The 21,475-nt window shown below is 70.2% G+C and carries 16 protein-coding genes and 5 pseudogenes; 10 read left to right on the top strand and 11 right to left on the bottom strand.

Features of this window, described 5'->3' with window-relative positions; translation table 11 throughout:
- Window positions 1-90: 90 nt before the first annotated feature.
- The 5 genes from ACWD6R_RS34995 to ACWD6R_RS34975 all read right to left on the bottom strand — a co-directional run bounded on the left by ACWD6R_RS34995 (window position 91) and on the right by ACWD6R_RS34975 (window position 7,528).
- Window positions 91-1,107: an acetamidase/formamidase family protein gene (locus ACWD6R_RS34995; RefSeq protein WP_451822418.1), complete on the bottom strand. Its 1,017-nt coding sequence runs from the start codon at window positions 1,105-1,107 to the stop codon at window positions 91-93.
- The gene (locus ACWD6R_RS34990; RefSeq protein WP_451822417.1) at window positions 1,104-2,591 is read right to left on the bottom strand and encodes an APC family permease; all 1,488 of its coding nucleotides are present in this window, start codon (window positions 2,589-2,591) and stop codon (window positions 1,104-1,106) included. The genes ACWD6R_RS34995 and ACWD6R_RS34990 overlap by 4 nt, the downstream gene beginning before the upstream one ends.
- 164 nt (window positions 2,592-2,755) lie before the next feature.
- Window positions 2,756-3,040, bottom strand: coding sequence for a LysR substrate-binding domain-containing protein (locus tag ACWD6R_RS34985; protein ID WP_451822419.1), 285 nt, complete (start codon window positions 3,038-3,040; stop codon window positions 2,756-2,758).
- A 220-nt stretch (window positions 3,041-3,260) separates the two neighbouring features.
- Complete coding sequence (locus ACWD6R_RS34980; RefSeq protein ID WP_451822416.1) at window positions 3,261-4,643, bottom strand: SWIM zinc finger family protein; 1,383 nt, start codon at window positions 4,641-4,643, stop codon at window positions 3,261-3,263.
- A complete protein-coding gene (locus ACWD6R_RS34975) occupies window positions 4,640-7,528 on the bottom strand; it encodes a DEAD/DEAH box helicase (RefSeq protein WP_451822415.1) in 2,889 nt (962 codons plus the stop codon). The genes ACWD6R_RS34980 and ACWD6R_RS34975 overlap by 4 nt, the downstream gene beginning before the upstream one ends.
- A gap of 267 nt (window positions 7,529-7,795) precedes the next feature.
- Between ACWD6R_RS34975 and ACWD6R_RS34970 the strand changes: the two genes are divergently transcribed.
- From ACWD6R_RS34970 to ACWD6R_RS34960, 3 genes are all read left to right on the top strand, one after another.
- Complete coding sequence (locus tag ACWD6R_RS34970) at window positions 7,796-8,920, top strand: fatty acid desaturase family protein (RefSeq protein ID WP_451822414.1); 1,125 nt, start codon at window positions 7,796-7,798, stop codon at window positions 8,918-8,920.
- Between the two features lie 96 nt (window positions 8,921-9,016).
- Complete coding sequence (locus ACWD6R_RS34965) at window positions 9,017-9,199, top strand: hypothetical protein (RefSeq protein ID WP_359114556.1); 183 nt, start codon at window positions 9,017-9,019, stop codon at window positions 9,197-9,199.
- 16 nt (window positions 9,200-9,215) lie between these two features.
- A complete protein-coding gene (locus ACWD6R_RS34960) occupies window positions 9,216-9,758 on the top strand; it encodes an MOSC domain-containing protein (protein ID WP_451822413.1) in 543 nt (180 codons plus the stop codon).
- Window positions 9,759-10,082: 324 nt separating this feature from the next.
- Here ACWD6R_RS34960 and ACWD6R_RS34955 read toward each other — a convergent pair whose 3' ends face one another.
- Entirely contained in the window at window positions 10,083-11,105 is a 1,023-nt protein-coding gene (locus ACWD6R_RS34955; protein ID WP_451822412.1) for a hypothetical protein, read from the bottom strand.
- Between the two features lie 318 nt (window positions 11,106-11,423).
- Window positions 11,424-11,732: a hypothetical protein gene (locus ACWD6R_RS34950; RefSeq protein WP_451822411.1), complete on the bottom strand. Its 309-nt coding sequence runs from the start codon at window positions 11,730-11,732 to the stop codon at window positions 11,424-11,426.
- Between the two features lie 109 nt (window positions 11,733-11,841).
- Between ACWD6R_RS34950 and ACWD6R_RS34945 the strand changes: the two are divergent.
- Window positions 11,842-12,360 (top strand): annotated as a pseudogene (locus ACWD6R_RS34945) (oxygenase MpaB family protein); the annotation flags it as partial.
- A 50-nt stretch (window positions 12,361-12,410) separates the two neighbouring features.
- On the opposite strand, the gene ACWD6R_RS34940 reads toward ACWD6R_RS34945, so the two are convergent.
- Window positions 12,411-13,010 (bottom strand): class I SAM-dependent methyltransferase, encoded by a 600-nt coding sequence (locus tag ACWD6R_RS34940; protein ID WP_451822410.1) that lies wholly within the window; start codon window positions 13,008-13,010, stop codon window positions 12,411-12,413.
- A 171-nt stretch (window positions 13,011-13,181) separates the two neighbouring features.
- On the opposite strand from ACWD6R_RS34940, the gene ACWD6R_RS34935 reads away from it, so the two are divergent.
- The 4 genes and pseudogenes from ACWD6R_RS34935 to ACWD6R_RS34920 all read left to right on the top strand — a co-directional run bounded on the left by ACWD6R_RS34935 (window position 13,182) and on the right by ACWD6R_RS34920 (window position 17,670).
- On the top strand, window positions 13,182-14,045 hold the full coding sequence (locus ACWD6R_RS34935; RefSeq protein WP_451822409.1) for an MHYT domain-containing protein: 864 nt from the start codon (window positions 13,182-13,184) through the stop codon (window positions 14,043-14,045).
- A 59-nt stretch (window positions 14,046-14,104) separates the two neighbouring features.
- A pseudogene (locus ACWD6R_RS34930) lies at window positions 14,105-16,779 on the top strand (sensor histidine kinase).
- Window positions 16,776-17,213: a roadblock/LC7 domain-containing protein gene (locus ACWD6R_RS34925; protein ID WP_451822408.1), complete on the top strand. Its 438-nt coding sequence runs from the start codon at window positions 16,776-16,778 to the stop codon at window positions 17,211-17,213. Before ACWD6R_RS34930 ends, ACWD6R_RS34925 begins: the two are co-directional and overlap by 4 nt.
- Before the next feature lie 22 nt (window positions 17,214-17,235).
- Window positions 17,236-17,670, top strand: a complete 435-nt coding sequence (locus ACWD6R_RS34920) for a DUF742 domain-containing protein (RefSeq protein ID WP_451822407.1) — start codon at window positions 17,236-17,238, stop codon at window positions 17,668-17,670.
- 31 nt (window positions 17,671-17,701) lie between these two features.
- Here ACWD6R_RS34920 and ACWD6R_RS34915 read toward each other — a convergent pair.
- Window positions 17,702-17,971: pseudogene (locus tag ACWD6R_RS34915) on the bottom strand (TerD family protein); the annotation flags it as partial.
- On the opposite strand from ACWD6R_RS34915, the pseudogene ACWD6R_RS34910 reads away from it, so the two are divergent.
- A pseudogene (locus ACWD6R_RS34910) lies at window positions 17,966-18,693 on the top strand (RNA-guided endonuclease InsQ/TnpB family protein); the annotation flags it as partial. The pseudogenes ACWD6R_RS34915 and ACWD6R_RS34910 overlap by 6 nt on opposite strands.
- Window positions 18,694-18,779: 86 nt before the next feature.
- On the opposite strand, the gene tatA reads toward ACWD6R_RS34910, so the two are convergent.
- Window positions 18,780-19,028, bottom strand: a complete 249-nt coding sequence (gene tatA / locus ACWD6R_RS34905; RefSeq protein ID WP_451822406.1) for a Sec-independent protein translocase subunit TatA — start codon at window positions 19,026-19,028, stop codon at window positions 18,780-18,782.
- Between the two features lie 175 nt (window positions 19,029-19,203).
- On the opposite strand from tatA, the gene ACWD6R_RS34900 reads away from it, so the two are divergent.
- Entirely contained in the window at window positions 19,204-20,703 is a 1,500-nt protein-coding gene (locus ACWD6R_RS34900) for an LCP family protein (protein ID WP_451822405.1), read from the top strand.
- A gap of 47 nt (window positions 20,704-20,750) precedes the next feature.
- Here ACWD6R_RS34900 and ACWD6R_RS34895 read toward each other — a convergent pair.
- Window positions 20,751-21,475 (bottom strand): annotated as a pseudogene (locus ACWD6R_RS34895) (P-type ATPase); the annotation flags it as partial.

Genomic DNA, 21,475 nt, shown 5'->3' with positions numbered 1-21,475 from the left:
ATTAGGCGTAGGAACCTCGATCTTCTCAAACTCGAAGCGCACCTGTCGTCGTATCAGCTACCGGACACCGCCACTACCTGCGGATTCGGGTCAGAGGATGGGGAGCAGGGAGGCGGTCTCGCGGAGGTGTCGGTGCAGTCCACCATGAGGATCGCCCGCGGGCAGCCACTCCTTGCGGATTTTCGCCACACAGGTGTAGTTGGTGTCGCACACGTTCGCCAGCGGTGCTTCACCGGCCTGGCTGACCAGTTGGTACGCGTCGAGCTCGGAGAGGCCGTAGTCGCGTGCCAGCCACTGCACCAGGTCCAACTGCGAGATACGGAAGGCATCTTCGAGAGGGCGGGCGGAACCGGTCGAGAGGAGATGAGTGTCCGACTCGATTCGCGGCCACGGCGTCGCCACCCCCTTCAGCAGCTCGACCAGGACCACAGTGTTCATCGCGCACTCCACCGCGACTCCGCAGGTCTCGCCCTCGCCCTGGCGGGCATGGCCGTCGCCCAGACTCAGCAGCGCACCCTCGACGTTGACGCCCAGGTAGCAGGTGACCCCGGTCCGCATCTCGGGCGTGTCCATGTTCCCGCCGTGCGCGTCGGGAACCAGCGCGGACCGCACCTCCAGATTGGCCGGAGCCACCCCGACCGTGCCGTGCATCGGATCCATCGGCAACTCGACCTGGATGTCGCTGTCCCGGGCACTGAACAGGCAGGTGCGACGGGCCCGGTCCAGCTGCCACATCCACACCACCTCCGGCAGCGGGGCCTGCAACGACGCCGTCGTATGGGTGGAGGTCAGGGCCCCGAACAGCGGCACGGTTGTGGACGCCGCCCAGTCCCTGGCCGGTTCGATCGACACGAAGTGCACCGCGACGGTGTCGCCCGGCTCCGCTCCCACCACATGGAAGGGACCGGTCTGCGGGTTGAGGAACGGGAACTCGCAGACGGCGGAGACCAGGTCCTTCTCGGAGCGCACCCGGCCCGCGAAGCAGTCCTCCGTGTACACATCGAGGAAGGTGCCGGGCTCGATCCGGGCCACCGGCGCCGCACCGCCGAAGGTCCAGGCGTACTCGCCCTCCTTGGGGCGCACGGTCAGGATCCGCGGGTCGCTCATCGCTGTTCTGCTCCTGTTCCGATATCGACGACGGCCTCCGGAGCCTCGTCCAGATGGATCCGTCCGGTCTGGGCCACCCGCTCCGGATGTCTGCGCACCAGTACCACCAGTACAACGATGCCGATGAGCATCCAGACACCGACGACCGGACCGGCGTACGAGACGGGGGCGCTGAGCTCCGAGACGAAGTCGAATGCCGGGATCCCGGCGGCCGTCAGCAGCGCCGGTATGAACGCCGCGATGCCCAGTACTGGGAAGACAAGATGAAGTACGGGGTTGAACGCCTCGCGACGCCGGCGCAGGAAGTACCCGGCGCAGGCCAGGTTGACGACGATGTACACGCCGATGATCACGGTGACGATGACGGTCGCCAGGAGGACGAACGCAGTCACCGGGTCATAGCCGAAGCCGAGCCCGAGCGCCGCGCCGACCGCGATCACGAACTGCACGGCCACACCGGTGACGGGCGAGCGGCGGCGCGGATGGAGCCGCGCGAACGCCTGCGGGAACACGCCGATACGGCCGAGCGCGAAGGCCGTGCGCGTCGACACGTTCGCACACGCATTGGCATTGGCCACGGTCGAGTTGACGACGGCGAGAAAGAGCAGGACCCAGAACAGCCCGAACGAGGCGCGCGCCACGCCTTCCCATGACGCCGCCCCCGAGGCGCCGAACCCGGTGAACCGGTCGGGCCCGAAGTACACGGACATGGCGTATGTGGTGAGGATGTACACCAGGCCGATCGACAGCGCGGCGCCGAGCACCGCCCGTCGCATGGTGCGCCGCGGGTTCTTCGTCTCCTCGGCGAGCGGCGCCGCCGCTTCGAAGCCCGCGAACGCCAGCACGGTGTAGACCGAGCCGGCGAAGATTCCGCTGATGCCGTCGAAGCCGTCCGCGGTGTGCGACGTACCGAACACCGACAGCGTGTTGTGCGAACCGGCCTGCCCGATCAGCAGCACCGCGAATGCGACGAAGACCAGCACCTCGAAGATGCCGAGGACGGTGCCGAATCGGGCGGACGCCCGTACCCCGAAGTAGCCGGCGAGTGCGATGATCACCGCGCCCAGCAGCGACCACGGCCACCACAGGTCCGCCGGGTAGGACGACCACTCCTGGTGCAGCGTGCCCGCCGTCGTGAAGCCGAGCTGTAGCAGGAGCAGTGCGGGCACCAGCGCCTCGACGAAGGCATAGCCCCAGCCGACGAGGAAGCCGACGGCCGGATGCAGGCCCTGCGCGGAGTAGGTGGCGACCGAACCGGCCGCGGGCAGATGACGGGCCAGCTCCGCGACGCACGACGCGGTGAACAGACAGGCCACCAGCGCCACCAGCACGGAGAGCGGCAGACTGCCGCCGGCGAACGCGGCTCCCGACGGTATGGATGCGGCGATGGCGGCGGCGGGCGCCATTGCCGTGATGCTCTGGAAAAGAACTTCGCGCAGCCCTACGGCGTCGCGCAACAGCCCCGAACCCGATTCCCCCGACACCCTGTGACCCCCTCTGGTCCGCTGACCGGAATGTGTTGTCCGATGTACGGCCGAGCGTCTCGCGCGCCCTACCGTACGGGCGCCGCGCGGGTGGCGGAAGACGGCAGGAGGCCGAAAATCGTTAGGGGAGCGGAAGTTGGGGGTTCGTGGCGTGAGGAAGTGGATCAGCCGTGCAGGGGGCGCGGCAACTCGACAACCGTCAGCGATGTCTCGATTCTGCTGTCGACGAGCCGGCCGTTCGCGTCGAACGCCTCGGCGCCGTCGGTCATGCCGAAGTCGTTGTCGTTGATGAGGGCAAGGGTGTTCCGGCCGGTCACCGCCACGCCGATGTCGATGCCCTTGTCGCGCAGGGCGGCGATCTGCGGATCCGTGGTCATCTCGTGGATGTCCAGCCGCACGTCGGGGAACCGCTCCCGGAAGGTGCGCAGCAGCCCCGGCAGAACGGTCAGGGCGAGGTGTACGCGCGGAGGACCATCGCCTGACCGCCCGCGGAATGATCAGCAACCGCTCCCTGGGCGTCGGCGTCCGGATCTCACTGGTCGCTGGGTGTGCGCGGAACGGCAGCGGTGCCGGGGTGCCGACGGCCAGGGTCCCGAGCAGGGCCAGTGACCGGGCGGAATCGGAACCCGGGCCGAAGGACCAGCGGGCCGTCGGCACGGCAGCGTCCGATCATGGCTCTGTCAATGACCTTCCGGCCAGGACCTGACCGTCGCCGAGCGCGCCCGCCAGCACCGCCGCCGGATCGTCGTCCGCCGGGCCCGCCGGGTTCCAGCGACCACGGTCCTTGCGGTACGGCCACCAGCGCCCGTCCCGTCCGTACCGCAGCTGTACGCCGCCACCCGCAACGGTCCAGCGGTTGCTCGCCGCCCGCAACTGCGGGCGCTCGCCGTCCTCCCACGCCTCGGCGAGCCGCGCACGGGCCCGGGCGAGGGACTCCGGATCGGGCGCCCATTCCTCGTCGAGCACTGCGAGCGCGGCCGCCCCGCCATAACCCCAAGCTCGCACCGCCGCGTCGAGTTCGGCCCGCTGCCGCCCCGATCCGGTGCTCAGCCGTGTCACGATCCAGGGCTCGGGACTGGCGTCGGCGATCAGCCGTACCGCGTCCTGCTCAGGCGTCAACTCGTGCTGCACCGGCTGCTGTTCGTGGTCCGGCGCAAGGGCGTTCGCCAGCATTCGGTAGGCGCGTACCGCACTGTCCGTCACCAGGGCCTCCAGTGCCGCCGGGTCGAGACCGGGCTCCGGTTCGGTCTCCGTGTGCAGCGACGGGGCGGGACCGGGCTCCGCGGGCAGCGGCGGGGGAGCGGGCAGCGGCGGCAGGATGTCCCGCGCAGCGAATGTCTCGTCCGCCCGTACGCCGCGCACTCGACGGCCCTCCGCAGCGAAGGACTCCGCGGGTTCCCGTTCTGCGGCACGGACCGCGATCCGCACCTGGAGCTCGTCGAGCAGCCGCCGTTCGCCGCGCCCGCGCATCAGCAGGAGTACGAACGGGTCCTGGTCCAGCAGCCGCGCGACCTGGTAGCAGAGGGCGGCGGAGTGCGGACAGTGGTCCCATGCCTCGCACGTGCACTCAGGATCCAGATCTCCGATGCCCGGCAGCAGATCGACTCCGGCCGCCGCCGCGTCCTCCACCAGATGCGGTGGCATCTCCCGGTCGAGCAGTGCGGCGATGTGCCCGGCCCGGTCGGCGGCCATGTCCAGGAACCGGTCCCACTCCTCCTCGCTCAGCTGCTGAAGCAGCACATCGCTGCGGTACGCGGTCGAGTCCTGGTCCTGGACGACCGCGGTGATCCGACCGGGCCGTACGGAGACCGCGCCGACCCGCCCCTCGCGGGCGAACCGGCGCCCCTGCTTGACCTGTTTGCCGTCCAGCGCCGTGTCCTCCAGGGCCTTCAACCATGCCCGGCCCCACCAGGACTCGGCGAAACCGCGGCCCCGCGCCGGCGGCAGGGCGGCGAAGGTACGTTCCTGTTCCGGTGCCGACTCCTCCTCGGCGACGTCGTCGGATGCGTCCCCGTCGATCTCGTATGCGTCGTTCTCATAGCCGTCACTCATCGCGCGCCCCCTCGCAACTCCACCAGATCCGCCAGTTCCGCATCGGTCAGTTCTGTCAGCGCCGACTCGCCGGAACCGAGCACCGCATCCGCGAGACCCTGTTTGCGGGCCAGCATGTCGGCGATCCGGTCCTCGATCGTTCCCTCGGCGATCAGGCGGTGCACCTGCACCGGCTGGGTCTGCCCGATGCGGTACGCGCGGTCGGTGGCCTGTGCTTCCACCGCCGGGTTCCACCAGCGGTCGAAGTGCACGACATGGCCGGCCCGGGTGAGGTTGAGCCCCGTGCCCGCTGCTTTCAGCGACAGCAGGAAGACGGGGGCCTCACCGGCCTGGAACCGGTCCACCATGGCCTCGCGTTCGGCGATCGGCGTGCCGCCGTGCAGGAACTGGGTACGCACTCCGCGCGCTGCCAGATGCTGTTCGAGCAGCCGTGCCATCTGTACGTACTGGGTGAACACGAGCACGCTCGCATCCTCCGCGAGGATCGTGTCGAGCAGTTCGTCCAGGAGCTCCAGCTTCCCCGAACGGTCCGTGATCCGCGGCCGCTCCTCCTTGAGGTACTGCGCAGGGTGGTTGCAGATCTGCTTCAGCGCCGTCAGCAGTTTCATCACCAGGCCGCGCCGGGCGAACCCGTCTGCGCCGGAGATCTCAGCCAGGGTTTCCCGTACCACCGCCTCGTACAGACCGGCCTGTTCCGCCGTCAGCGACACCGCACGGTCCGTCTCCGTCTTCGGCGGCAGTTCCGGAGCGATGCCCGGATCGGACTTGCGCCGCCGCAGCAGGAACGGCCGGACCAGCGCGGCGAGCCGTTCGGCCGCCGCCGGGTCGCTGCCGCCCTCCACGGCCCGCGCGTACCGGGTGCGGAACGTGCCGAGCCGGCCCAGCAGCCCGGGCGTCGTCCAGTCGAGGATCGCCCACAGTTCGGAGAGGTTGTTCTCCACCGGGGTGCCGGTGAGTGCCACCCGCGCTCGCCCTCCGATCGTCCGCAGCTGCTTCGCGGTCGCCGAGTACGGGTTCTTGACGTGCTGCGCCTCGTCGGCGACCACCATGGACCACCCGGCCTCGGCGAGCCTCGCCGCGTCGAGCCGCATCGTGCCGTACGTGGTGAGGACGAACTCGCCGTCCACCAGGCCCTCCAGGCTGCGGGACGCGCCGTGGAAGCGGCGCACCGGCGTACCGGGGGCGAACTTCTCGATCTCCCGTTGCCAGTTGCCCATCAGCGAGGCCGGGCAGACCACCAGGGTCGGTCCGGCTGCCTCGTCGACGCTCTGCCGGTGCAGATGCAGGGCGATGAGCGTGATGGTCTTGCCCAGACCCATGTCGTCGGCCAGACAGCAGCCGAGGCCGAGCGAGGTCATGGTGTGCAGCCAGTTCAGACCGCGCAGTTGATAGTCCCGCAGCGTCGCGGCGAGCACGGCGGGCTGACCGACCGTCTGCTGCTCGCCCGACTCGGGATCGGCGAGCCTGGACCGCAGCCGGGCGAGCCAGCCGGTCGCTTGTACGTCGACCCTGCGGCCGTCGACCTCGGTGGAACCGGTCAGTACGGCGCCGAGCGCGTCGATCGGGGTGACCTTGCGGTCCTGCGCCTCGCGGGCGCGGCGCGCCTCCTCGGGGTCGATGAGCACCCACTGGTCGCGCAGCCGGACGATCGGCCTGCCGGCCTCGGCCAGGCGGTCCAGTTCGGCGCGGGTCAGCTGCTGGTCGCCGAGTGCGAACGACCAGTTGAACGCCAGCAGCGCGTCGGCGGACAGGAACGACGGGGTGTCCGACGCGGGCCGCCCGTTGCGGGATTCGCCGTCGCCGCCGTTCTCGTCATCCGGCGGGCCGATCACCGCGCGTGCGGTGAGGGTACGGGCGAGCTCCTTTGGCCAGTGCACCTGGACCCCGGTCGCGGCGAGCGCACGTGCGGCAGGGCCGAGCAGTTCGGTGATCTCCTCATCGGCCGGATCGACGGAATCCGGCACGGCGGCCGACAGCAGCGGGGTCAGCGGCGGCCAGGCGCGGGCGGCGCGGCGCAGCGAGAGGAGGGCGTCCATCCGGGCCCGAGGACCGAACGCCGCCGCGGTCGGTGCGTTGCCCGCCCAGACGTCGGCGGCATCGGCGACCAGTGTCGGATCGCTGACGCTGTGGATCTGCAGGACCGCACGGAAGGACGGCCCGGCGCCCGGCTCGGTGTCCTCGTGCACCCCGGGAGGACCGGTCAGCTCGATACGCAGCGAGAGCCGCACTCCCGCGTCGTGCCCGGCCGCGACATCAGCGGCCCAGCCACGACGGTCCGGCAGCTGCTGCGGCGTGTCGACGGCGAACGCCGGGCTGCCGGTGGCGAACACCGCTGCGGGCGTGCGCGGCAGGCCGTCCGCGACCGCGTCCAGGAATGCGCGCAGCAGCCGCTCCGGCTCCGGCAACAGCACGGGCTCGGCGTCCTCGTCGAGCGGCACCGCATGGGCGGTGGGGGGCATGGAGGCCGCGAGGTCACGGATCCGGTCGAGATCGGAGGCCGTCAGGGGACCGGTCCGCCAGGTGTCGTGGTCCGTGGCGCTCAGCCCCGGCAGCAGCAGTCCGCGGGCGGCGAGTTGGAGGGCGAGGAGTGCGGCAGCGCCCCAGAACGCTGCCGCGGGATGGGAGTGCGCGGCCGCCCGCGCGCGGGTCAGAACAGGCAGGGAGTCGCGCACGGGCAGCAGCAGGGCCGGAACGCGGTACGGGTGGGCATCGGCCCCGACGAGGGTCAGTTCCCCGACCGTCCCAGGGGCCTCGGGCGGGCCGCTGCCTTCCGGGTGGCAGAAGGCGACCCGGCCGGTGCGGGCGGGGTCCGAGGGCAGGAAGACGACGGAGCAGCGGGAGAGCGCGGAGATCTCGGCGGGGGACGGCGCGGGAAGCCTGTGCACGGTGATGTCGGATTCCTCAAGTTTGACTAGTGGGTGCCAAGGTCGCCGAGGGTACTCCACGGCGGCGGTGCCCGGGAGTGCGATTGCCGTGATCCACATCACTTCCACGGGCGTCTGTGGGCTGTGGGGTGTAGCCAGCACCCCCCTGTGGGGAGGGGGCTGCCCCCCGGAATCCCGGGTGGTGGCGCCATGGTTGACGTGCGGCCCCTGCCCGTACGTTTCAGCAGGTCAGAGCAGATTTCAAGCCTCCCAGAGACCGGAGACGCCATGCCCGAGGCCGTAGTCACCGTCGCGGACCGCACCCGCGACCGTGCCCGCAGTGCGAACAGTGCCGGAGGAGCGCGAGACGCCCCAGGCACCGGAACTGCCGCACCGGCGGGATTCGGGCGGGGCGCCGGAGCTTCCGGGAGCGACTTCGCGCCTCTTCTGCGGGCCGTCAAGGCACACGGTCTCCTGAAGCAGCGCACCGGTTGGTACGCGGCACGCATCGTGGCCAACCTCCTCGCCCTGGGCGCCGTGACGACCGGCCTGGCCCTCCTCGGCAACACCTGGTGGACCCTGCTGCTCGCCCTGCCGCTGGCGGTCTTCTGGGCCCGCACCGCATTCGTCGGCCATGACGCCGGACACGCCCAGATCACCGGCGACCGAAAGATGAGCCGGATCATCGGCCTGATCCACGCCAATCTGCTCCTCGGCATGAACGAGGCCTGGTGGAACGACAAACACGTACGCCACCACGCCAACCCCAACCACATCGACAAGGACCCGGACGTCGGCGTCGGCGCCCTCGTGTGGACCCAGAAGCAGGCGGCCCAGCGCGAAGGCTTCGCCCGCCGGCTGACCCGTAACCAGGCCCGGCTGTTCTTCCCGATGCTGCTCCTCGAAGGCATCGCCCTCAAGATCTCCGGCTTCCAGTACCTGCGGCAGCAGCCAGCCCGTGAGCGGGCCCTCTCGGCAGCCCTCCTCGTCACCCACCTCGGGTTGTACGCGACGCTGCTCCTCACCGTCATGTCTCCCGGCAAGGCCGTCGTCTTCGCACTCGTGCACCATGCACTCTTCGGGCTCCACCTGGGCATGGCCTTCGCGCCGAACCACAAGGGCATGGAGATGCCCGATCCCGACGGCGAGCGCTGGGGGCATCTCCAGCGGCAGGTCCTCACCTCGCGCAACGTGCGCGGCGCCGTCCTCACCGACTGGTTCCTCGGCGGGCTCAACTACCAGATCGAGCACCACCTCTTCCCGAGCATGCCCCGCCCCCATCTGCGCCGGGCACAGTCCCTGGTGCGCGCCCACTGCGAGGCGCTCGGTATGCCGTACGCGGAGACCGGACTCATCGAGTCCTACCGGCAGGCGCTGCAGCACATGCACGAGGTCGGCGAACCGCTGCGGTGACCCGGCGGGAGGCCCGCCGCTGCGGGCTGGAACCGATGGGGACGCACAGGCGTTCTCACAGCAGGAGCGGCGTGAGCCGCGTAGGAGGCGTGGACGATGTCGAACAGCGCAAAGATTGCCATCGGGGGAGTCGTCGCGGCAGTCATCCTGATGCCGTTCATCGGATTCTGGCTGTCGCTGCTGGTGCTGATCGGAGTGCCTGCGGTGGCCTACCTGATGCTGGACCCCTCTCAGCGGCGCAGGCTCCGCAGGATCACCCGTAAGGAAATAGGCCGCTGAAAGGGGTTCTTCGTAGATGAGCGGGACCGTCACCGTGGTGAGCAGTAACGGGGCTTACTCATTCACCAAGCCGAACCGGCAGACCGTCACCCTGCTGACCGGACTCGGAGTGGAGGGGGATGTGCACGCGGGGGTCACGGTGAAGCACCGCTCCCGCGTCGCACAGGACCCCACCCAGCCGAATCTGCGCCAGGTTCATCTCATCCACGAGGAACTCTTCGACGAGCTGCGTGCAGAGGGCTTCGAGGTCGCTCCCGGTGACCTCGGGGAGAACGTCACCACGCGTGGCGTCGATCTCCTCGCGCTGCCCGTCGGCACGCTGCTGCACCTCGGCGACGAGGCCGTCGTCGAGGTCACCGGCCTGCGCAACCCGTGCCTGCAGATCGACACCTTTCAGGAAGGGCTGCTCAAGCAGGTCGTCGGCCGTGACGAGGCGGGCAACATTGTGCGCAAGGCCGGGATCATGAGCATCGTCAGGACCGGTGGGGTGGTCCGGCCAGGCGACCCGGTCACGGTCGAACTGCCCGCCGAACCGCACCGACCGCTGGAGCGTGTGTAGCGGCCGACGGGGCGGCACGGGCAGCCGGGCCGCCAAGGAGGACGGCGGAGCCCCTGGCTTAGACCGACCGGCAATTGGGGGGTGGGTGAAGGAGCGGGGCTGGGGTGTGTGCATCGCAAGGCGGAGGATTGAGCCATGGCGGAGCCATGGTGATGGACGACAACGACAACGCCGCGAGGTTCGTGCCCCAGCCCCGTGACGCCGCCCCCCAATTGCCGGTCGGTCTTAATCGCAGGCCGGCTCGCGACCCGGCGGCGCAGGCCGAGACGGAGTCGGCGCTGCGGGCCCTCGGCCTCGGCCCGGCCCCGGAGCGGGCGCCGAGAATCAGGCCGGTCGCACGGCGAGCGCGTCGAGCGCCTTCAGCAGACCGGGCAGCTCCGCCCCGCGGCCGACAGGCAGGACCTCGCCGGGTTCCTCGTCCAGCAGGATGAACGCGATGTCGTCCGTCCGGGCGACCAGGGACCAGCCGGGGCCGTCGGCTCGCAGGGTGCGGGCTTCGCCGGGGGCGAAGGAGGAGCGGATACGTCCGGGCGGCGGCGGGTTGTCAACGTAGGCGTGGGCTTCTGCCAGCGCGCGTCGGACACCGGGATGGACGCCTGAGGGCGCGTCGTCGTCGTCGTCGTCGGTATCGGCAGCGACAGTGGCAGCGGTGTGGGCGGAGGCGTCCGCGTCCGCGTCGGCATCGGCAGTGGCCGTGGTTTCGGCGGAGGCGTCCGCGTCGTTGGCTCCGTCGGCATCCGGGTCGTCTGCGCCCTCCTCGTCCGCAGAGTCCGCGGGGTCCGACGCGTTCTCGCCCTCTGCGTCATCGGCGCCGCCCGCGACGTCTGTACCCGCGAACGCCGTGGCGTCGTCGATCTGCTCGCGCCACGCCGCCCACTGCAACGCGATCTCGTCGGCGCCCAGCCGCCGCTGCGGAGGTCCCCACGATTCCGTGTCGGGAGGGCTCAGCGGCGGCAGATCGGCTCCCTCGGCCTCCGGGTCCGGCAGCGGGTCGTGCGGCGCAGGGACCCCCGGCGCGGCGACCGCCAGCGCCAGCGGCCAGCCAGGGAGCGCGCAGACCACCGAACGGTCGTCGGGGGAGAGGTCGTACTCCATACCGCAGTCCCAGGAGGCGATCGCGACGGCAACCAGGGACACGTCATCGACGACGACGGTCCACCGGGCCCCGCCGTCGTCCTGCCCGAGGACCAGCCCGTAACCCTCGGCGTACGGTTCGAGGCCGAGTGCCGCGCAGGCCGCCGGGTAGTCGTCCCCGAGCACGCTCGGGAACTGCGCGGGTGTCAGCAGCACCGCGGTCAGCACATACAGTGCGTCTTCGTCGGCGACTGTGTCGTCCGTCCCGGCCACAGCACCCTCCTCGTCCCTCATCGTTTTCCGTCGGCGCACCTTAACCAGTGGGTAACGCGGCCGTCGAGGCCCTGACAAGGCAGGCCCCACCGCACCGTCGGCAAGCGGACGTCGCGGTTCAGACCGGCCGGCGATTGGGGGGCGGCGTCACGGGGCTGGGGCACGCACCTCGCGGCGTTGTCGTCCATCACCATGTTCCCCGAGCTCTCGGCTTCGCTCGAGCAGGGGAGGCCCCATTCGCCATGGCTCAATCCTCCGCCTTGCGATGCACGCACCCCAGCCCCGCTCCTTCACCCACCCCCCAATGGCCGGCCGGTCTCAGTCGGCGGGCAGGCCGAGCAGCGTACGGGCCACGGTCTGCGGCGACTGGCCGGTCTCACGCGCCAGCGCGGTGACCGCCCGGCAGGCCAGTTCGTTCACGCCGAAGGAGAGCGCCTCGGGTGACACCCAGCCGCTCGCTTCGTCCATCCGCTCCTGGTCGTCGTCCACGCAAGCCGAGACATAGGTGGCGGCCGCGTCGAACAGATTGTGCTGTTTGCGCTGCCGTTCCTCGCGCGGCGGCGCGGGCCGCTCACCCTTCCGGCCGGGTGACACAGCCTTCCGCAGACTGCTGAGCATGTCGATCATGGGGGACCGCCTTCCGGGGAGCCGTGCACGCGTGGTGCGGTCGTACATACTTACGGTCTTCCCCTTCCGCGTAAAGTTTGACCTTCGACCGAGGAACGGGGGCAGCGCGGTGAAGCGATTCGACCGGCTGAAGGAGATCAGGCGGCTCGATCCGGAGCGGGATTTCCTGGAGATCTACCGGCTCACGGCGACGTACGAAATCCCCTGGGACATCACCCGTGCGCTCGAACTGGCCCTGTACCGCACGTATGCGGCCCCCAGCATCGGCCGGCTCCTCGCCGAAACGGCTGAGCTGACGGATCGTTCGCAGAAACGGTACGACGACACCGCGCTGCTCCTCGACACCGTGGTGGAGCACGGCTTCGACAGCGACGCGGGGCGCACGGCGATCCGCCGGATCAACCAGATGCACCGCAGTTAAGACATCAGCAACGACGACATGCGCTATGTGCTGTGTACGTTCGTCGTGGTCCCGAAGCGCTGGATCGACAGCTACGGCTGGCGCCGCCTCTCCGATCACGAACTGCGGGCGTTCGCCGTCTACTACCGCACTCTGGGCGCGCACATGGGCATCAAGGACGTGCCGCAGACCTTCGAGGAATTCGAGCGCACCCTCGACACGGCGGAGGCCGGGCGCCCCGGTCGAGTGAGCGAGTGCGTACGTGAGCCGGGCCCAGGTCAGCCCTTCCGCACGGCGCGTGCGAGGAACCGTGTGTCCTCATCGGTGTACGAGACCAGTTGCCAGCCGGAACGTGCGAGCAGCCGCCGGAGGTGGGGCGCGGCCCGCAGATCGTCGTCCGTGATCTGCCGGCCGTGGCGTGCGGCCAGCGCGGCCCGGCCGATGGGGTGGAACAGCGCCAGCTGCCCTCCGGGACGCACGACGCGGGCCAGCTCCGTCAGGTCCGGCCCGGGGTGCGACAGGTGCGAGATCAGCCCGGCACCGAACACCGCGTCGAGCACCCCCGCCCGCAGCGGCAGGCGGGCGACGTCGGCGAGGAGCAGCTGACCATTGCGGTCGCGTCCGGCCTGTACCGCCGCGTCCAGCATCGCCGGTGTGAGATCGGCGCCCAGGACCGTACCGTGCGGCCCGACGGCGGTCCGCAGGGCGGGCAGGGCACGTCCCGTACCGCAGCCCGCGTCGAGGACGGCGTCGCCGGGGCGCAGCCCGAGGGCTTCGACGGCGGCGGCGTAGGCCGGACCGTCGTCCGGGAAACGGGTGTCCCAGTCCGCGGCGCGGGCGGTGAAGAAGTCCTGGACGTGTGTGTGGTCATCGGCCATAGGGACATGATCGCGCACCGGCAACCGGAGTGAAACGCAGTGAACCGGACGGAAGTGGTGTGCATGTTTGAGTACGACCCGATCGTTCGGGATCATCTCTCTGTCATATTCCGGCAGCTTTCGAAATGCGCCCCGAACGTGCGCCGCCATGGCGACTAGCGTCCCCGGTCCATGGGACACCTGGACCACGCCACCTTCGGCTGGCTGACACCTGCACTGTCGTACGCGATGGCAGCGATCGGCGTGGCGCTCGGACTGAGCTGCACCGTGCGCGCACTGGACACGAGCGGCCGTTCGCGCCGCAACTGGCTGCTCACGGCCGCCTCCGCCCTCGGCACCGGCATCTGGACGATGCACTTTGTCGCGATGCTCGGCTTCGGCGTGACCGGCACCGAGATCCGCTACAACGTGCCGCTGACCTTGCTCAGTCTGCTCGGCGCCATGCTGGTGGTCGGCTGCGGCGTCTTCGCCGTCGGTTGCAGCCGCGACCGGACCCGGGCGCTGGCCGTCGGAGGGTTCGGCACCGGCCTCGGCGTGGCCATCATGCATTACCTCGGCATGGCGGCGCTGCGGCTGCACGGCACGATCCACTACGACCCCCTGCGGGTCGTCCTTTCTGTGGTTATTGCCGTCGTCGCCGCGACGGCGGCTCTGTGGGCAGCCCTCAACATCAAGTCATCGCGCGCGGTCGCACTGGCCTCGCTCGTCATGGGCGCGGCGGTCAGCAGCATGCACTACACCGGAATGATGGCCGTCGGCGTCAGCGTCAACCTCTCCGGCAGCGAACTTCCCGGGGCCACGACGATGCAGTTCATTTTTCCCCTCGCCGTCGGCCTCGGCTCATACCTCTTCCTGACCTCGGCGTTCGTCGCCCTGTCGCCGACGGCCCGGGAGCGCGCCGCCTACGTCTCCGCCGAGCGCACCACGGAACCGGCGGCCGACGCGGCCCCGACGCGCCTCGCGCAGCGCGGACGTGATTCCCGCGCACGGCGCGGCTCCCGCGGCCACGACGTCTCTCCGTCCGCGACGCCCTGACGCCACAGCACAGTCCCCCTTTCGCCCCTGCCCAGCTCCACACCCGGAACGAGGAGGCCATGCGCCCACCCCGCACGACCCCGGACCCCGGCACGACGACCGCCGCCCGGCCCGGTTCCGCGCCCGCGGCGCGCGGACGCCGCGCGCACGCGGGACCGCCGGCCGACGAGAGCGCCGAACGCGACGGACGTCTGCTGCTGACGCAGCAGACGTCCGGGCCACGTGGACGCCGGACCCTGCGCCCCAGGACCGTACGCGCGAAGATCATCTCGCTGCTGGTGGTGCCCGTCGTCTCGCTGCTGGCTCTCTGGGGCTTCGCCACGGTCAACACGGCCCAGGACGTGGCACGGCTGCGGCACCTGCAACTCGCGGACGAAGAAGTGCGGGCGCCGATATCCACCGCTGTCACCGCCCTCCAGGCCGAACGCAGAGCCGCCCTGATCCAGACCGCCGAGCCCAGCAGCGCCCACGCCACCGCACTGGAACAGCAGACCAAACGCACCGATACCGCGCTCGCCGCGCTGCGACTGGACAAGGACCACACCATCGCCGATACCGGCCGCCTCCCGGCCGGGGTCGCCGACCGGCTCGACCGGTTCCTCGACCGTACGCACGAACTGCGCGCGGACGGGGGCACTGGGAGCCAGGAGCGCGACGAAAGCGCCGTGTACGACCGGTACACCCAGGCAGTCACCGCGGGCTTCGGCATCTCCGGCGCCCTCACGGGCATCCAGGACGACGCGCTCGGGTCCGACGCCCGCGTGCTCCTCGAACTGGCCCGCGCCGACGAGATGCTGGCCCGCGAGGACGCACTGCTCGCCACGGCCGCCCTCACCAAGCGCCTCGACGGCCGCCAACTGGTCCAGTTCACCGGGGCGGTGGAGACCCGCAGGAACCTCACCGAGACCGCGGGCGCCGATCTCCCGGCCACCGAACGCACTGCCTGGCAGAAGGTCACCGCCCGGTCCGCCTACCACCGGATCGAGGATGCCGAGGACACGGTGCTCACCGCGCGACCCGGCCGGGAAGCCGCCCAGGCGGTGCCCGCCGCCGACTGGGATCCGGCCGCGGCGAGCGTACGGAGCCAATGGCGCACCATCGGCACCGGAGCCGCAGAACTCGCTGCGGACCGCGCCGACCCGCTCACCCGCGGACTGTTCAGCCCGTCCGGAGCGGCCGTCCTCTTCGGCTGCGTCGCCGTCGCGGCCTCACTGGTGATCTCTGTGCGCATCGGTCGTGAGCTCGTCGTCGAACTCGTCACCCTGCGCAACAGCGCCCTGGAGATCGCCCGCCGCAAACTGCCCCGTGCGATGCAGCGGCTCAGGGCGGGCGAGGAGCTCGACATCCAGGCCGAGGCACCGTCCGGCCCGGCCTCGCACGACGAGATCGGCCAGGTCGGCGAGGCCCTCGGCACCGTGCACCGGGCCGCCCTCAGCGCCGCCGTCGAACGCGCCGAACTTGCCGACGGCATCTCCGGGGTCTTCGTCAACCTCGCCCGCCGCAGCCAGGTGCTGGTCCACCGCTCAACCTCCTCGACAGCATGGAGCGCCGCGCGGACGATCCCGGCGAACTCAGCGACCTGTTCCGCCTCGATCACCTCACCACCCGGATGCGGCGGCACGCGGAGAGTCTGATCATCCTGTCCGGTGCGGCCCCCGGGCGCGCCTGGCGGATGCCCGTACCCCTGACGAATGTCGTACGCGCGGCCGTCTCCGAGATCGAGGACTACGCCCGGGTGGAGGTGCGACAACTGCCGGATGCCGCGGTCAAGGGCACGGCGGTCGCCGACCTCACCCACCTCCTCGCGGAACTCGTCGAGAACGCGGCGCAGTTCTCGCCACCGCACACCAAGGTCCGGATCACCGGCGAACCCGTCGGCAACGGCTACGCCCTGGAGATCGAGGACCGCGGGCTCGGCATGGGCAACGAATTCCTCGGCGAGGCCAACCGGCGCATCGAGCAGGCGGAGGCACTCGACCTTTTCGACAGCGACCGGCTCGGCCTCTTCGTGGTCAGCAGGCTCTCGGTCCGGCACCACATCAAGGTCAAGCTGCGCACGTCGCCGTACGGCGGAACGACGGCAGTGGTCCTGCTGCCGACCGCACTGCTGCAGGGCGCGCTCCCGGCGGGTGGGGAAGAGGCCGTAGCGGAGAAGGCATCGGTCGAGCGTCAGCAGGAAAGCGACGGTGTGGCGTTCGGAACCGGTCCGGGCCCCTGTGCGGTGCGCTCGCAGGCGGCGACCGCGTTCCCCGCCCCGGTTCCGGTGCCTGCGCTGGAGTCGCGGACGGGTCCCACCGCCGGAGTCACCGCGCTGCGCCCACGTTCCCGCAGAGCGGTCGAGGACCGGAGCGATGAGCAGGCCGGGGCCGAGCCCGGAACCCGCGGGATCCGGGAGAACGCGGAAACCCGCCAGAGCCTGGAAGCCCCCGCGAGCAGGGAAGCCCGGGAAACCCACGAGACCAAGGGGGAGGCCGACAGCTCACTTCCCCGCCGGGTCCGGCAGGCCAGCCTCGTTCCGCAACTGCGGGCGGAGCCCCGGCCCGAGCCGACCCGAATCGACGACGGGAACGGCATGAACGGACCGGCCGAGCGCACTCCGGAACAGGCCAGGGACCGCATGACCGCCTACCGCAACGGCTGGGTACGCGGCGGCGGCGGCGCCGCCACAGGCACGGCGGCGCCCCACCGAACCACCACCGAACTCCGTCCCCGCAGCGAAGGAGACCACGCATGATCGCGAACGAGCGGACCGAGGAGCGCAGGCACTCGGGCGAACTCGACTGGCTGCTGGACGATCTGGTGGCCCGGGTCGGCGAAGCCCGGCACGCCGTGGTGCTCTCCAGTGACGGTTTGGCCGTGGGTGCCTCCAGTGCCCTCAGCCGCGAGGACGCCGAGCACCTGGCCGCGGTCGCCTCCGGCTTCCACGGCCTCGCGAAGGGCGCCGGACGGCATTTCCAGGCCGGGGAGGTACGCCAGACGATGGTCGAGATGGACGAGGGCTTCCTCTTCGTCGCAGCCGCCGGGGACGGTTCCTGCCTCGCCGTACTGAGCACAGCCTTCGCCGATATCGGACTGGTCGCCTACGAGATGGCCCGGCTCGTCAAACGGGTCGGCGAGCACCTGCGTACCCCGCCGCGGTTCTCCGTGCCCCCGTCCCCCGCCGGCTGAGAGGGCGGAGACAGCAGTGGACATGACCAGCGAGGGCCCCGGATTCATCGAGAGCTTCCCGGACCCGCCCGAACTGCCGGGCAGCCAGTGGTACGACGCCGAAGCAGGGCCCTTGGTCCGCCCGTACGCGATGACGGGCGGGCGGACCGAACCGGGCCCGGGCGGAGTGCACTTCGACCTGATCGCACTCGTCTCCGCCGCCGACCAGGCACCGGACAGCTCCGAGGATTCCCAGCTGGGCCCCGAACACCGCGCGCTGCTCACACTGTGCCGCTCCGAGACACAGTCCGTCGCGGAACTCTCCGCCGACGCCGACCTCCCGGTCGGCGTCGTCCGGGTACTCCTCGGAGATCTGCTCGAAGCCGGCCATGTGCGGGTCAGCCGCCCCGTACCACCCGCGCAGCTGCCGGACGAGAGGATCCTCCGCGAGGTGATCAACGGACTACGGGCACTCTGAAACCGCCGCTCAGGAGCGCGGCTTCGAGCGATCAGACATTGACGCCGTAGTCGGACGCGATACCGGCCAGCCCCGACGCATACCCTTGTCCCACCGCGCGGAACTTCCACTCCGTACCGTGCCGGTACAACTCGCCGAAGACCATGGCCGTCTCCGTGGAGGCGTCCTCGCTCAGGTCGTAACGGGCCAGCTCCACGCCGTTCGCCCGGTTCACCACGCGGATGAACGCGTTGCGGACCTGGCCGAAGCTCTGCCCACGGCTCTGCGCCTCATGGATGGAGACCGGAAAGACGACACTGTCTCCGTCAAGCGTGAGGGTAAGCGCTGGTACGTGGTTCTGACCGCAGAGCAGGCCGAGTCCGAGCCGCTGCCCAAGACGGGCAGTGCGGTCGGCATCGACATGGGCCTGGCCAGCTTCCTCGCCGATTCGGACGGCGAGTTCGTGCCCAACCCGCGCCACGGCCGGAAGGCGGCGGCGCGGCTCGAAGCCGCACAGCGGGCCCTCAGCCGGTGCAAGCGCGGCGGTAAACGCCGCCGCAAAGCGGTGGAGACCGTGGCCCGGCTGCACCGCAAGGTGCGGCGCCAACGACTCGACCACGCGCACAAGACCGCGCTCGACCTGGTCCGCGAACACGACTTCATCGCGCATGAAGACCTCAAGATCCGCAACATGAGCAGGGCTCCCGCCCCCAAGCCCGACCCCGACAAGCCGGGCCGCTTCCTGCCCAACGGGGCGAGCGCGAAGGCCGGGTTGAACCGCTCGATCGCTGATGCCGGATGGGGGGTGTTCCTCGCGATCCTGAATGCCAAGGCTGAAAGCGCCGGACGGGAAGTGATGGCCGTGGACCCCCGCAACACCTCCCGCGAGTGTCCCGAGTGCGGGTACACAGCCAAGGAGAACCGGCCCACACAGGAGGAGTTCCACTGCCAGGCGTGCGGCCACAGCGCGCACGCTGACACGGTGGGCGCTCTGAACGTTCTACGGGCCGGGCTGGTCCGTGTCGCGAAGCTCAACCCGCTTAGCGAGAAGCCACCCCGTTCACGGGGTGGAGGAGTCACGAACTTCCTCCGTTGGTCCAGTGATCCATCGATCAGCGCTTCTTCCGCCGTTACCGCGTCAACGGTGGTTCTTTGCCCAAGGTTCCCTGATTGCGCAAGCCATGAAATGGCGGGCGTGTACCGTGCCCCCCGGCTCGCTGCGGGTCGGTCTCCTTCATCGCCTTCGCCTCACTCTTCAGGATCCGCAGGGATTGGCCCAGGGCGCGGGCGGTGTCCGGCAGTTTCTTCGATCCGACCAGCGCGATCAGAACAACCGCGACAATCAACAGGTGCCAGGGCTCAAGGCCGTTGCGCAGCATCTGGGTTCCGTCCTTCTTCTCGGACTTCCGGAATTGGTGGATCCGGTCGGCTGTGGGTAGGTCTGGTGATCCCTTCGCGCAGCGATACTTGCTAAGTTGCGCAATTGTACAACCGTGGGGCGGGGTCGGACGTCTTCCTCCATGGAAGTCGGAACCGAAACGGACGAGGTGACCAATGACAGGCAGTCGCAAGGTGGCGGCGGGCGGGGGACGGGGCAGCAGGCTCCGGCGCACCGCCATGACGGGACTGTCGTTCCTCGTCCTGCTGGTCGCGGGGGTCGGCTGGGGCTACCTCAAACTGACCGGCCAGATCGACACCTTCGGCGCTGACGGGATCTCGGGCGACCGGCCACCCGCCTCGTCGAACGGGCAGAACGTCCTCGTCATCGGATCGGACACACGCTCCGGCGTCAACAGGAAGCTGGGCGGCGGCAAGGGCACCGTGGGGCGCTCCGACACCGTGTTCCTGCTCCATGTGTACGCCGACCACCGGCACGCCGTCGCCGTGTCCATCCCCCGTGACTCCATGGTCGACATCCCGGCGTGCAGGACACCCAGCGGCGAGTGGACCGCACCGCAGCACCACGTCATGTTCAACGGGGCGTTCTCGGTGGGTGAGACTGCCGAGGGAAACCCGGCCTGCACCCAGAACACTGTGGAACACCTCACCGGCCTGCGCGTCGACCACACCGTCGTCGTGGACTTCTCCGGCTTCTCCGCACTGACCTCCGCCGTCGGCGGAGTCCCGGTCTGTCTGCCGCAGGACATCTACCAGCAGGACCTCAGCCCGAACCGGCCCACGCGTGGCGCACTGGTCTTCGCCAAAGGGCCGCAGACCGTCTCCGGGCAGCGGGCACTCGACTACGTGCGGATCCGGCACGGCATCGGCGACGGCTCCGACATCGGACGGATCAAGAGGCAGCAGGCTTTCATCGGCTCTCTCATCAAGAAGGTCAAGTCCCAGGGACTGAACCCGACCACCCTGCTGCCGCTCGCCGACGCGGCGACCGACTCGATGACCGTGGACCCCGGACTCGGATCGGCCGACCGGCTGCTGAAGTTCGCCATGTCGATGAAGAACATCGATCTGCGCAACACCCGGTTCGTCACCGTCCCGTGGCGTTACGAGGGCGCCCGCGTCGCGATCGTCGAACCGGAGGCCCACGCTCTCTGGGCGGCGCTCAAGGCCGACCGGACAATCGACGGCCAGGACGCCAGCGGTCAGGGCAAGGGCGGCCGCAGCGCCAAGAGGCCGGACGACGCGTCACCGTCGCCCGCCGCCCCCGCCCACGTCTCCGGTACGGGCATCAGCCTCGCCGTCTACAACGGCACCACGGTCGACGGCCTTGCGGCCCGCGCCGCCGAACTCCTGCGCGCCCACGGCTTCACCGTCACCGGTACAGCCACCGCGAGCAACCAGGACCGCATGTCGACCGTCATCCAGTACGGGCCGGGTCTGGAGGCCGAAGCGGAGACCACCGCGCGCCTCTTCGCCGGGGCACGGACCATGGCGTCCGGCACCGCGGGCATCCAAGTGATCCTCGGGACCTCGTACGCAGAGAATCCGTCGCCCCCTGCCGAGGCCACGCCGACACCGAGCGCAGCTCCTTCCACCGTCGGCGACGGGGCGCGGTCGGCCGACGAAGACCTGTGCAAGGACCTCTCGTACGGCTGACCGAGCGCGATCAGGGACACGGACGTGCGGCAGGGGCATCAGTATCTCCAATGGATCGAACGGCAGGGCTGCCACACCGTCGTACGCCGACAGCGGGTCCGGTCCACTGCGCTCCGCCGCAGCGTCCAGCACGGCCTCGTCGAGCGCGTCGGGGGTCGGCAGATCGGCGAGCTGCAGCGTCCACAGGGCGTTGACCGCCGCCCAGTGGAGCACCTGCTCGTCGGGCAGGCCCGCGCCTTCCACCGACCGGTCGACGACGAGCCGGTCCTGGGTCAGCGTCCCCGTCTTGTCCAGGCACAACACATCCATCGCACCGAGATCGTGCAGCGCGGGCAGCCGCTTGACGATCACCCCGCTGGTGCGGGCGAGCAGCGAAGCGCCCCTGGCCAGCGCCGTCGTGACGATGACCGGCAGCATCTCCGGGGTCAGACCGACCGCCACCGCCACGGCGAAAGGCAGTGTCTCCAGACCGCGCCCGCGCAGCGCTGCGTTGGCCATCAGCACCAGCGGGGGAGTGAGCAGCATGAACCGGACCAACGTCCAGGAGATCCCCTGAACCGAACGGTCGAAGACGCTCGATCCGCGACGGCGCGCGGAATTTTCGTACGCCGCGGCGAACCGGGTGTTCCCACCGGTCGCGACCACGACCGCCGTACCGCTGCCGGACGCGACACTGCTGATCCTGGTGGTTAATTCGATCAGCCAGTGAGGGTGAAATCGAGGCGTGCAAGGTGACTTGTCCGTGTTCGGTCGAGTGGGTGACCGTTCCACC

Source organism: Streptomyces sp. NPDC005151 (assembly GCF_053599875.1).
The sequence above is the reverse complement of the archived record's forward strand: the minus strand, read 5'-3'. Positions and strand labels throughout refer to the sequence as shown.